The 13,353-nt window shown below is 34.3% G+C and carries 11 protein-coding genes; 4 read left to right on the forward strand and 7 right to left on the reverse strand.

The annotated features are described in order from the left end of the window. Positions 1 to 161: 161 nt before the first annotated feature. Positions 162 to 2,642 (reverse strand): fatty acid efflux MMPL transporter FarE, encoded by a 2,481-nt coding sequence (farE, locus tag SAMSHR1132_RS12585; RefSeq protein WP_001051411.1) that lies wholly within the window; start codon positions 2,640 to 2,642, stop codon positions 162 to 164. Between the two features lie 142 nt (positions 2,643 to 2,784). On the opposite strand from farE, the gene farR reads away from it, so the two are divergent. After that, on the forward strand, positions 2,785 to 3,333 hold the full coding sequence (gene farR / locus SAMSHR1132_RS12590; RefSeq protein WP_000665235.1) for a fatty acid efflux pump transcriptional regulator FarR: 549 nt from the start codon (positions 2,785 to 2,787) through the stop codon (positions 3,331 to 3,333). Between the two features lie 75 nt (positions 3,334 to 3,408). On the opposite strand, the gene SAMSHR1132_RS12595 is transcribed toward farR, so the two are convergent. From SAMSHR1132_RS12595 to SAMSHR1132_RS12605, 3 genes are all read right to left on the reverse strand, one after another. Next, positions 3,409 to 3,576 (reverse strand): hypothetical protein, encoded by a 168-nt coding sequence (locus SAMSHR1132_RS12595; RefSeq protein WP_014373913.1) that lies wholly within the window; start codon positions 3,574 to 3,576, stop codon positions 3,409 to 3,411. 110 nt (positions 3,577 to 3,686) lie between these two features. Continuing rightward, positions 3,687 to 5,231, reverse strand: coding sequence for an L-glutamate gamma-semialdehyde dehydrogenase (pruA, locus tag SAMSHR1132_RS12600; RefSeq protein ID WP_000259684.1), 1,545 nt, complete (start codon positions 5,229 to 5,231; stop codon positions 3,687 to 3,689). A gap of 194 nt (positions 5,232 to 5,425) precedes the next feature. Beyond that, on the reverse strand, positions 5,426 to 6,022 hold the full coding sequence (locus SAMSHR1132_RS12605; RefSeq protein ID WP_000136511.1) for a sugar O-acetyltransferase: 597 nt from the start codon (positions 6,020 to 6,022) through the stop codon (positions 5,426 to 5,428). 229 nt (positions 6,023 to 6,251) lie between these two features. Here SAMSHR1132_RS12605 and cwrA point away from each other — a divergent pair, with 229 nt between their 5' ends. The 3 genes from cwrA (at position 6,252) to copZ (ending at position 9,602) form a co-directional block, all read left to right on the forward strand. Beyond that, complete coding sequence (gene cwrA, locus SAMSHR1132_RS12610; protein ID WP_001221565.1) at positions 6,252 to 6,443, forward strand: cell wall inhibition responsive protein CwrA; 192 nt, start codon at positions 6,252 to 6,254, stop codon at positions 6,441 to 6,443. A gap of 237 nt (positions 6,444 to 6,680) precedes the next feature. Further along, positions 6,681 to 9,089 carry a heavy metal translocating P-type ATPase gene (locus tag SAMSHR1132_RS12615; RefSeq protein WP_000024118.1) on the forward strand — a complete coding sequence of 803 codons (2,409 nt, stop codon included), beginning with the start codon at positions 6,681 to 6,683 and terminating at the stop codon, positions 9,087 to 9,089. A 306-nt stretch (positions 9,090 to 9,395) separates the two neighbouring features. Further along, complete coding sequence (copZ, locus tag SAMSHR1132_RS12620; RefSeq protein WP_000076662.1) at positions 9,396 to 9,602, forward strand: copper chaperone CopZ; 207 nt, start codon at positions 9,396 to 9,398, stop codon at positions 9,600 to 9,602. Between the two features lie 89 nt (positions 9,603 to 9,691). Here copZ and SAMSHR1132_RS12625 read toward each other — a convergent pair whose 3' ends face one another. From SAMSHR1132_RS12625 to SAMSHR1132_RS12635, 3 genes are all read right to left on the reverse strand, one after another. After that, positions 9,692 to 10,690, reverse strand: coding sequence for a D-lactate dehydrogenase (locus tag SAMSHR1132_RS12625; protein WP_000161376.1), 999 nt, complete (start codon positions 10,688 to 10,690; stop codon positions 9,692 to 9,694). Between the two features lie 22 nt (positions 10,691 to 10,712). Then, positions 10,713 to 11,867, reverse strand: a complete 1,155-nt coding sequence (locus SAMSHR1132_RS12630; RefSeq protein WP_096001356.1) for an aminotransferase class I/II-fold pyridoxal phosphate-dependent enzyme — start codon at positions 11,865 to 11,867, stop codon at positions 10,713 to 10,715. A gap of 663 nt (positions 11,868 to 12,530) precedes the next feature. Then, positions 12,531 to 13,325 carry a CHAP domain-containing protein gene (locus tag SAMSHR1132_RS12635; RefSeq protein ID WP_000725213.1) on the reverse strand — a complete coding sequence of 265 codons (795 nt, stop codon included), beginning with the start codon at positions 13,323 to 13,325 and terminating at the stop codon, positions 12,531 to 12,533. Positions 13,326 to 13,353: the final 28 nt, after the last annotated feature.

The following is a 13,353-nucleotide window of genomic DNA, read 5'->3' on the forward strand; positions in this document are numbered from 1 at the left end:
AAATAAATTTCGTTTTTTATGAAAAAATTGTGACATTCAAAAAATATTGTCTATGTATTTATCTAGAGCAAAAAAGTACCTCTGCTTTAAATGTGATGTGCACATTTAAAGCAGAGGCTATATTTTTATTCATACATTTTTATAATTTAAGTAGATACAAATTATGATTTATCACGTAAATTTTGTTCTAATAATTGATTCAATTTCTCAATGTTTTTATTTAACTGATCTATATTCGTCGTTTGTTGTTGTGTATTTAAGTGATGTTTGTTTTGGTAATCTACTAAAGCATCGTGCAAGAACATTGGATTTGCTGAGTGCTGTTTCACTTGTTGATATAATGCCATCGTTCTATTATCTAGTACAATTGTCTGAGTCTCTTCACGCAATTGTGAGCCTTTTGCTACATGTGTATCTTGGTCGTGTACTTTAAAGGTAGTATCGTACTTTTCCTTACTATTTTCAACTTCAGATGTTTGCGATTCAACCGTTTTGTACTTTTCAAGTGCGTGTCCTTCAATATCGACTCTTGGAATAATACGATTTAACCATGCTGGTAAATACCATGAACCTTTTCCAAACAATTTCGTTAATGCAGGAATCAGCATCATTCTGACAATGAATGCATCAAAGAGAACACCAAAGGCTAGTGCCATACCCATTGATTTAATCATGACATCTTCTTGGAACACAAAGGCAAAGAAGACACTGAACATGATTAATGCTGCAGCAACTATAACCGGACCACTTTCTTTCAATCCTACTTTAATAGCATAATCATTATCACCTGTTTTACTATATTCTTCATGAATTCGTGACATAAGGAAGACTTCATAATCCATCGCCAATCCAAATAAGATACCTATAGTAATAACCGGTAAAAATGCTAGCATTGGTCCTGTCGTTTCAATACCAAACAGGCCTTTCATAAAGCCATCTTGCATTACTAATGTAGTAAATCCTAAAGTTGCCAATAATGATAAGACAAATCCTAATACTGCTTTTAAAGGTATTAAGATTGAACGGAACACTATCATTAATAAGAAAAATGCTAATACTACAATGACTGACGCAAATAAAGGTATCGCTTCATTTAACTTTTTGGACATATCAATATTAATTACACTTTGCCCTGAAATTTCTGTTTTGAAACCATACTTATCTTGCGCGTCTTTATTATAATCTCTTAAATCATGTACTAAGTCATTGGTACTTTCTGCATTAGGTCCATGTTTAGGTATCACAACCATCAAAGCATATTCATTATCTTTACTCATTTGTGGTGGTGTCACGATATCTACGTTTTTCTTATCTTTAATGTCTTTATATACAGATTGTAAATCTTGTTGTAATCCTTGTGGATCATCCTTTTTATCTTTAACGTTAATCAACATCGGTATCTGACCGTTAAATCCTTCGCCAAACTTATCCGAAATGATATCGTAAGCTTTTTTCTGAGTAGAATCTGCTGGTTTAACGCCGTCATCCGGAATCCCAAGTCTCATATGACTAACCGGTATCGCCGCTGCTACTAATATGATTAAACCTAGTAATACTGCCGCAAGTGCATTTCCTGTAATAAATTTAGACCATGGCGTATCAATATCTTTTTTGAATTTAGACTGTAATTTATTCACTTTAATACGTTTATGGAAAATGCTTATTAATGCAGGTAATAAAGTTAAGGCGCTAATTACGGCAAAAATAACACTAATTGCCGAAGCAAATCCCATTACTGCTAAGAAATCAATACCTACTAATGATAAACCACATACTGCAATCACAACTGTTACACCAGCAAAAATAACTGCACTACCTGCTGTTCCTACTGCAAGACCAATACCTTTAATGTGATCTGTTTCAGTCTTCATAACTTGTCGGTATCTGAATAAAATAAATAATGCATAATCGATACCAACCGCTAGTCCAATCATAACTGCTAATGTTAGTGTGACATTTGGTATATCAAAAGCATAAGTTAACAAACTAATAATACCTACTCCAGAGGCTAAACCAATTAATGCACTAATAATAGGTAATCCTGCTGCAATAACTGAACCAAATGTAATTAATAGCACAACAAAGGCAACAATAATACCAACCAGTTCAGAATTACCACCTACATCTGTTGATGTCATACCTGTACCCGTTAACTCTGTTTGTACATTATGATTGTCACGTAAATCCTTTAAATGACTTTTCACATTATCTCTAGAACCATCTTTTAAAGATGTTTGATTAACGTCATATGTGATATCTGCAAATGCAGTTGTTTTATCTTTACTGATTTGTTTATTTTCATAAGGATCTGATATTTTATCAATGTGCTTGTCATCTTTTTTAATATCATTTAACGTTTTCTTAATATCTTTTGTAATACTCGGTTGCACAATTCCATCATCTTTAGTCGTCTTAAAGACCACACGTATTTGTGCCTTTTCACTATCTTGATTAAAATGTTTTTCAATTTTATCATTCGTATCTAATGACTTTAATCCCGTCATTTTAATATCATTGTCAAATTTTGGTGCATTCGTAGCAATTGGTATGAAAATTGCAGCTACAATGACTACCCATGCGATGAGTGCAGACCACTTATGTTTTGCGATGAATGTCCCCATCTTATATAAAAATTTTGCCAAAGTATTGCCTCCTTTTAAAATCAACGTTATAGTTTAACTATACAGTGTAGATTATTGTTAGATTATATTATCTATACCCTACCTCTTAAAGAATTAAATTTTAAAATTTGTATACTAAACTACACATTAAGGAGAAATGTAGATGAAAGAGACAGATTTAAGAGTTATTAAGACGAAAAAAGCATTATCTAGTAGTTTACTTCAATTGTTAGAGCAGCAATTATTCCAAACGATTACTGTCAATCAAATTTGTGACAATGCACTTGTACACCGTACAACTTTTTATAAACACTTTTATGATAAATACGATCTTCTAGAATATTTGTTCAACCAATTGACTAAAGACTACTTTGCTAGAGATATTAGCGATCGCCTTAACCATCCATTCCAAACGATTAGTGATACGATTAATAATAAAGAAGATTTGAGAGAAATCGCAGAATTCCAAGAAGAAGATATCGAATTTAATAAAGTTCTGAAAAATGTTTGCATTAAAATTATGCATGATGATATCAAAAACAATAGAGATCGGATTGATATTGATAGTGACGTTCCAGACAATCTCATATTTTATATTTATGATTCGTTGATTGAAGGATTTATGCATTGGATTAAAGATGAAAAAATAGACTGGCCTGGCGAAGATATTGATAACATTTTCCATAGATTAATCAATATTAAAATCAAATAGTAGGTCAGTAACATATGTTCATTTGCCTCAAATATAACAAAAACGATAACATACACGTTCATATTTCGTGTCATGCTATCGTTTTTTATTTTTAGTTTGTTTATCGCTATTAAAATAACTGATACACAACACATAAACAATGAAGAATAAAATAAATCCGCTATCTAAATGACTTTGACTCAGTTGTTTAAATGACCAAATAGCTAATACAATTCCCATCATTATTGAAATAACGTATTTCATATTCTTATACCTATTATCCTTTTCTAAAAATATAGTTGCCATTACTTAATTTTTAAAGTGATAAATAAAAGAGCCAACCGCAATGGATGGCTCTTATTCATTATGAAGCATTAGAACATTTCTGAAACAACCTTTTGTTCTAAGAAATGTAATAAGTAGTCTGGGCTACCTGTTTTAGCGTCTGTACCTGACATCTTGAATCCACCAAATGGATGATAGCCAACAACTGCTGAAGTACAGCCTCTGTTAAGGTATAAATTACCTACATCAAATTCGTTAACTGCTTTAATCCAATGTTCACGATTATTTGTAATTACTGCACCCGTTAAACCATAGTCTGTATCATTAGCAACCTCAATTGCTTCGTCAAAGTTATTAACTTTTACGAATCCAACTACTGGACCAAAAATTTCTTCTTGCATAATTCTATCTTTAGATTTAAGTCCTGAAATGATTGTCGGTTCTACAAAGTAACCTTTTGAATCATCAGTACCGCCACCTTGTTCTAATTTACCTTCTTCTTTACCAATTTCAATATAATTTTTAATTTTATCAAATTGTTTTTTGTTAATCACTGGTCCCATATACGTATTATCTACAGTATTACCTAACGTTAATTCTTTTGTTAGTTTAACTGCTTTTTCTAATACTTCGTCATAAACGTCTTTATGCACAATTGCACGTGAACATGCTGAACATTTTTGACCAGAGAAGCCAAATGCTGATGTAACAATTGCTTCTGCTGCCATATCTGTATCAATCTTTTCATCGACTACAATCGCATCTTTACCACCCATTTCAGCGATAACACGTTTCAAGAAGTTTTGACCTTCTTGTACAACAGCACTACGTTCATAAATTCTAGTACCTGTTGCACGTGATCCTGTAAATGTAACAAAGTGTGTATCTTTATGATCTACTAAATAATCACCAATTTCTTTTGGATCACCAGGAACAAAGTTAACAACACCTTTTGGTAATCCCGCTTCTTCTAAAATTTCCATTAATTTATAAGCAATATAAGGTGTATCTTCAGCTGGTTTTAGTAATACTGTATTCCCTGCAACTACTGGTGCTAATGTTGTACCAGCCATAATTGCAAATGGGAAGTTCCATGGCGGAATTGTAACGCCTGTACCAATTGATTTATAGAAATATTTATTATGTTCACCTTCACGATCAAGTACTGGTTTACCTTGAGCTAAGTCCATCATTGAACGTGCATAGTATTCAATAAAATCAATACCTTCAGCTGCATCTCCAACCGCTTCATCCCATGGTTTCCCTGCTTCATATACCATAATTGCTGCAATTTCCGCTTTGCGACGACGAATAATTGCAGAAACACGTAGCATAAGCTCTGCACGATCGTTAGCTGACCATGTTTTCCAAGATTTATAAGCTTCATTCGCTGCTTTAAATGCATCTTCAACATCTTCTTTTGTTGCCTTTGATGCATTTGCAATCACTTGTGATGTGTCTGCAGGATTGATTGATTTAATTTTGTCATCTTTAAAAATCTTCTCTCCATTAATCACTAATGGTATGTCTTGACCTAATTCTTTTTCCACGTCTTTCAATGCTTTCTTAAACATATCCACATTTTCTTGAACTGAAAAATCGTAACCAGGTTCATTTTTAAATTCTACTACCATGTACACTTACCCCCTATAAATTTTGAAAGTGGTTTAACCCTTTGATTTAATGATATAACATCATTTAAACTCATTTTACTATGATTACGGTCGGTTTTGCAATCGCTTTCATTTACAAGACTTCTACACCTTAACTTATAGGATTTCACATATTTTAACTTGATACTTTATAGTTACAATGCCATATTGATTTGTTATCCGTTTTTACCACCAAAATGTCCATCCGAAAATTCATTATCAATCTCACGAATAACTTTACAAGGGTTACCAACCGCTAAACTATTTGATGGTATATCTTTTGTAACAACACTACCTGCACCAATTACACTACCTTCTCCGATAGTAACCCCAGGTAAGACTGCCACATGACCCCCAAACCAAGTATGACTTCCTATATGAATAGGTCCTGCTTTTTCAAATCCTTCATTTCTTTGATGAAAATTAAGCGGATGTGTCGCTGTATAAAATCCACAATTAGGACCAATAAAAACATTGTCACCTATCGTAATTTGACCACCATCCATAAAATAACAATTCGTATTGACATAGACATTTTTGCCAAGTTTGACGTTCCACCCATAATCGGTATCAAAGGGAATTGAAATACTTACATTGTCTGTTGTAGTTTGGAATAATTGATCAATCAATTGCTTTCTTCTCTTTGTATCACTGGGTCTTGTATGATTTAATTCAAAACAAAGATCTTTAGCATGAGCACGTTCATTAATTAAATCTTGATCAAAGTTTGCGTCATACCACTCTTGCGCCAACATTTTTTCTTTTTCCGTCATGGCATCTTCCATCTCCTAATAATTTTATTTACTTGTTTAAATTTAATCAAAATGAGGTTCTTACATGCAACTAATATGTTGAAGATTCACTATCCTATAAGTGGTTGGTCTATATGTTTTGGCTACATACTTCTAAAGTAGTAGACAAAATCAATACTCTAGACGCATTTATTTTTGGATTCAATAACGTACAATATCATTAAGAGAAAGAAAAAGGAGTATGATAGCGATGAGAATATTACTTACAGGCACAGTTGCTATCTTAATCATTTTAGGTATAGTTAAAACGATTCAAGACCAAGAAATGACAAACGACACAAGTCGTCAGTTGTCAGACAACAAAGATGACGATAAAGTCATCCATCTTAACAATTTCAAAAATTTACATGCGAAAGAATTTAACCCATCTGATTTCTTTTAAGTCACCAACGATATGCAAATCCAGAAGTCATTTAAGTTTTACCTTTCATTCATACATCCTTTAATATTATTTCGACTTCTTTTATATAGATGATAGCAAGAGAGATTGTTGCGCAATATTTGTGCGGCAATTTCTCTTTTTTTATTTTTAGCAGGAAAATTAAAACGCAATGATTGACTTATATACCTATAGGGGGTACATTAGACGTGTAACAATGAATCACGGGGAGGCAATAATGTGGCTAATACGAAAAAAACAACTTTAGACATCACTGGTATGACTTGTGCCGCATGTTCAAATCGTATCGAAAAGAAACTCAATAAACTGGATGACGTCAATGCCCAAGTGAATTTAACGACTGAAAAAGCAACCGTTGAATATAACCCTGACCAACATGATGTCCAAGAATTTATTAATACAATTCAACACTTAGGATACGGTGTTGCTGTTGAGACTGTTGAATTAGATATAACAGGTATGACTTGCGCTGCTTGCTCAAGCCGTATTGAAAAAGTATTAAATAAAATGGATGGCGTTCAGAAGGCGACTGTCAATTTAACAACAGAACAAGCTAAAGTCGACTACTATCCTGAAGAAACAGACGCTAATCAGCTTATTACGCGCATTCAAAAATTAGGTTATGATGCAGCAGTTAAAGATAAAAACAAAGATCAAGCGTCACGAAAGACGAAAGAACTTCAACATAAATTAATAAAATTAATCATATCAGCGGCATTATCATTACCGTTATTAATGTTAATGTTTGTACATTTATTCAATATGCATATACCGTCATTATTTATGAATCCATGGTTCCAATTTATCTTGGCAACACCAGTTCAATTTATTATTGGATGGCAATTTTATGTAGGTGCATACAAAAACTTAAGAAATGGTGGCGCCAATATGGATGTACTTGTTGCTGTTGGTACAAGTGCAGCATATTTTTATAGTATTTATGAAATGCTACGTTGGCTTAGTGGCGTAACAACGCAACCGCATTTATATTTTGAAACAAGCGCTGTCCTGATTACTTTAATTTTATTCGGTAAATATTTGGAAGCTAGAGCAAAGTCTCAAACAACAAATGCACTTGGCGAATTGTTAAGCTTACAAGCTAAGGAAGCACGTATTTTAAAGGATGGAAATGAAATTATGATTCCATTAAATGATGTGCGCGTTGGAGATACGCTTATTGTTAAACCTGGTGAAAAAATTCCTGTCGATGGCACAATTATTAAAGGTATGACTTCAATTGATGAATCAATGTTAACGGGTGAGTCTATCCCTGTTGAGAAAAATGTTGAAGATACTGTAATTGGTTCAACGATGAATAAAAATGGCACAATTACAATGACAGCAACAAAAGTCGGTGGCGACACTGCGTTAGCAAACATAATTAAAGTTGTCGAAGAAGCTCAAAGCTCTAAAGCGCCAATTCAACGATTAGCAGATATTATTTCGGGTTATTTTGTTCCAATTGTCGTTGGTATTGCATTATTAACATTTATCGTTTGGTTTACTTTAGTTACACCTGGCATATTCGAGCCTGCACTTGTTGCAAGTATTTCAGTTCTCGTGATTGCTTGTCCGTGTGCATTAGGCCTTGCTACACCAACTTCTATTATGGTAGGTACTGGCCGTGCTGCTGAAAATGGTATTTTATTTAAAGGTGGCGAGTTTGTTGAACGTACGCATCAAATTGATACTATCGTTTTAGATAAAACTGGCACGATTACAAATGGTCGTCCAGTCGTGACCGATTATCATGGTGACGATCAAACTTTACAATTACTTGCTACTGCTGAAAAAGATTCTGAGCATCCGTTAGCAGAAGCAATTGTAAACTATGCTAAAGACAAACATATGCAGTTAACTGAGACAACATCATTTAAAGCCGTGCCTGGTCATGGTATTGAAGCAACAATTGAAGACCATCATATATTAGTTGGTAATCGTAAATTAATGGCTGAAAATGATATTAGCTTACCTAAGCATATTTCTGATGACTTAATAAATTATGAACAAGATGGTAAAACGGCTATGCTTATTGCCGTTAATCACTCATTGACTGGTATAATTGCAGTTGCAGATACTGTGAAGGAACATGCTAAAGATGCCATCAAACAATTACACGATATGGGTATTGAAGTTGCCATGTTAACTGGTGACAATAAAAATACTGCTCAAGCAATTGCCAAACAAGTTGGTATTGATACAGTTATTGCTGACATTTTACCTGAAGAAAAAGCTGCACAGATTGCCAAACTACAACAGCAAGGTAAGAAAGTGGCTATGGTTGGTGACGGTGTGAATGATGCCCCTGCATTAGTTAAAGCAGATATCGGTATTGCCATTGGTACAGGTACAGAAGTCGCAATTGAAGCAGCTGATATCACTATTCTTGGTGGCGACTTAATGCTTATTCCTAAAGCCATTTATGCAAGCAAAGCAACCATTCGTAATATTCGCCAAAATCTATTTTGGGCATTCGGTTATAATATTGCTGGTATTCCTATTGCAGCAATGGGATTACTTGCACCATGGGTTGCTGGTGCTGCGATGGCATTAAGTTCAGTAAGTGTTGTCACAAATGCACTTAGATTGAAAAAAATGCGCTTAGAACCACGCCGTAAAGATGCCTAGATTTCTTAATAACGAAGAATTCTTTGGTGATTCAGAGATGATTCTTAGGTAGGCTCGAGATTATTGGCTTTATCTAACGTATATATTGTCGTGGTTTACAGTTGGTCCTTCGCTCCAACTGCATATATAGTTACACTTTTCGCTTGGCGAATTAGTGTATCTTACCTAATAGCTTCGCCTATTAGGTTCCATCATTTTTCCAAATAATAAGTGCACTATGGTTTACAGTTGGACCTTCGCTCCAACTGCATAAGAGCCACTAATTATTTTCCAAATAATAAGTGGCTCTAAAAGGAGGTGAATGCTATGTCACAAGAAATTTTAAATGTTGAAGGTATGAGCTGTGGTCACTGCAAAAGTGCAGTTGAATCTGCATTAAACAATATTGATGGTGTCACTTCAGCTGAAGTTAACCTTGAAAATGGCCAAGTAAGTGTTCAATATGATGACAGTAAAGTTGCTGTATCTCAAATGAAAGACGCAATTGAAGACCAAGGTTACGATGTCGTTTAATTAGACAATTTCCAACGTCATCATCACCAAATCAAAAAATCGAACTGATGAGAAACCCAACACTCCAAATTATCTCATCAGTTCGATTTTTAATTTACTCTTAACTTAGTATCCCCAGTCTGCAATACATCTAATGTTGCATCTAATGCATCTACGATTAGATTTTCGACAGCAGCTTCAGTATAAAACGCAATATGTGGTGTTAATATAACATCTTCTCGGTCAATCAATGACTCTAGCAATGGATCATTCAATGGTTTGCCCCTTTGATCACTCGGGAATAACTTACGTTCATATTCATACGTGTCAAGTGCGGCACCCTTGATTAAACCGTTATCCAATGCATCGAGTAATGCATTAGTATCTACTAAAGAACCTCTTGCACAATTGACAAATACTGCCCCTTTTTTAAAATGTTCAAACAATTTAGCATCAAATAAGTAATGATTATATTTCGTTGCAGGTATATGTAACGTCACGATATCTGCACCTTCAATTGCTTCTTCAATCGTATCTTTGTATTCGACATATGTTGCGACTTTAGCATTTGGAAATGGATCATATGCAATTACTTCACTTTGATACCCATTAGCAAAGATATCAGCCACTACACGCCCAATGCGCCCAGTTCCAATAACGGCAACTTTTAAATCTTTAATAGATTTCGATAAAATAGACGGTTCCCATCTAAAATCGTGCGCACGAACTTTCGTTTGAATCTGATTAAAATGACGCACCACATTAATTGCTTGGTTCACAGCAAACTCTGCGATAGAATTTGGAGAGTATGAAGGCACATTAGATACAATCAAATTATATTTACTCGCTAAATCTAAATCATATGTATCAAATCCTGCACTACGTTGAGCAATTTGTTTAATTCCTAATTCATTTAATCGTTTATAAACTTGTTCTGATAATGGTATTTGTTGTGACAATGATAACCCATCATAGCCTGCGACAGTTTCAACATTGGCATCTGTTAACGCATCTTTCGTAATATCTACCTCAACTTGATGTTTCTCTGCCCATGCTTTAATGTAAGGCATATCTTCATCACGTACACTCATTATTTTAATTTTTGTCATTTTAACATCACCCTTAACTTAATTAATGATATAAATAGGCTAAATCTGTTAACCTTGTTGCCGCTTCATCCAATTGTTGATCATCTAACGCCAGAGATATTCTAACGTAATGATTGCCGTTATCTCCAAATGGTTTTCCCGGTGCGACAAGTATGGATTTTTCTTTCACTAAAAATTGTTCAAATTGCTCGCTGTCATAGCCAGGTGGTGTTTTCAACCAGGCGTATATGCCTCCTTTGGCGTGAACAAACGGCAAATTGGCCTTTGCAAGTATTCCTTCAAATCGATCACGACGTGCTTTAAACACATTGCTTTGCTCTTCTAAAAAATCATCATAATGATTCAAAGCATATACTGCCGCATCTTGTAATGCGCCAAACATACCAGCATTTGTGTGCGTTTGATACTTTTTCAAAGCTTGAATTATATCTTTATTACCAACCGCAAAACCGACTCTAAACCCTGACATGTTATAACCTTTGGACAATGAATATATTTCTATAGCAACATCTTTTCCATTTTCCGAGGATAATATACTTGGATTTTTAGCATCAAATCCGAAAGCACCGTAAGCAAAATCATGCACAATTTTAGTATCTGTACCTTTAACCCTTGCAATTGCTTCATCAAATACTTCTTTCGTAGCTGTGGAACCTGTTGGATTATTTGGATACGTTAAATATATTAACTTTGTTTTTTCTAAAATTTGTGGATTAACCTTCGACCATTCTGGCAAATAATGTGGTGGTTCTAAATTAAGTGGCACTGGCTTTCCATCAGCTAAAAGTACTCCCGCCAAGTAATCTGTATAACCTGGATCAGGTAATAACACGTAATCTCCTGGATTAATGACACAAGTTGGTACTGCAACCAGTCCATTCTTTGTACCATATAAAATACATACTTCTTCTTCCTTATCCAACGTCACATCATACTGTCTTTGATAAAAATCAACAATGGCTTGCTTGAATGACTCTTTGCCATGAAAAGCACCATATTTTTGATTTTCCGGAATACGTAACGCTTCAGCAAAATGATTAATAATACCTTGAGGTGTGGGCCCATCTGGAATACCAACTGCCATATTAATAAATGGTAATGGACCATGTTCAATTTTACGCCCCATTGTTTTACAAAAATAGCTGTCAGGTACACCCGCTAATTTATTTGAAATCATCATATCCACTCCTCCAACAATAAAGTTTTAAATGATTCATTCCTTTTTTAACTTTGTATTTTTCAAAGCAGACAGTTACTTAAGAAATTATAAATTTTTGACACTATAATAACGAATATAGTTTCCGTCCTTACCATACCGAATGAATTTAATATCATTTTAGGTACCCGTATTATTATTGTCAATATTAAGAATTTTCAGATTAATATACACTTAGTTAAAATAAAATGTAAGGCATGACCTCGTCTCATCCTACCTCATAATTATAAATCCTCTTGTTTAAAGTATAACGCCCATTAAGGTACGTAATCAAACGTGAACCTCAACAGGCGTTGTTTACTATCAATTTAAACTACCAACTTCAATTTTATTTTCAATTCGAGCATATTAAATTAAAAACAACTGCTCAATCTGTGTGTGTAAAAGTATCGACTATCAAATTCCTTCATTTACCACTTCGTAATAGCCACTTACCTTTCGCTAACAATCACTAATATCAAGTAAAACTCTAATATAATTTCAGTATGGATTGTTGGACCTATGACAAACACACCTTATTAACCTTACCCTTACAAACTGTCGCCACGACAAGTTTATTACTCAAATCAAAAAACGCCAATACCCTCGTATTAGAGAATATTGACGACATTAAATAATAATTAATTAATGGATGAAGTTATATGAGCCTGCTTGACTAGCAGAAATAGTACGTGATGTAACGACACCTGCACCGTGACCATAGTTCATTTCTGACACACGTACAGAACCGTTGCTGTTAACACCTTCAACGTAAGCAACATGGCCATAGTAACCTTGTGTTGTTTGCATAATAGCACCTGCTTTAGGTGTATTGTTCACTGTATAGCCAGCTGATGCAGCTGCGCTAGCCCAATTACTAGCATTGCCCCATGTTGAGCCGATTTTACCACCAACACGATTAAATACATAATAAGTACATTGACCTGATGTATATAAGTTACTTCCTGATGCATAACCATTTGAAATTGAACGGCCATTTGATGATGGTGCTACTGTTGAAGTAACGTGAACGTTGTTACTTGTAGTAGTATAGCTCGCACCTGATCCACCAGTATGATAGTAATTTGAAGATGCTTGGTTATTATATGTGTAGTTGTTATATGAATAGTTACTGCTTTGATATGAACGATTATAGTTATTGTAGTTACTATAGCTATAATTATTATATGAAGTATTGTAAGTATTATTATTATTGTAGTAATACGTATTGTTTTGTTCTAACTGACTTGGGTTCCAATTTCCTGTCCAAGTGTAATGATAATTACCTTGAGCATCAATTGTATACGTATAGCTGTATGATTGTGCATCATTAGGATTATACCCATTGTTATTTTGTTCTGCGGCTTGTGCGTCATGTCCTGCGAATGCGATAGTTGCAAGTCCTGCTGTTGCAATAGTAGCTGTAACGATTTTTTTCATAATTAAATATCCTCCCAATAATTAAAAC

The sequence above is a fragment of the Staphylococcus argenteus genome (assembly GCF_000236925.1).
GTDB classification, from domain to species: Bacteria; Bacillota; Bacilli; order Staphylococcales; family Staphylococcaceae; genus Staphylococcus; species Staphylococcus argenteus.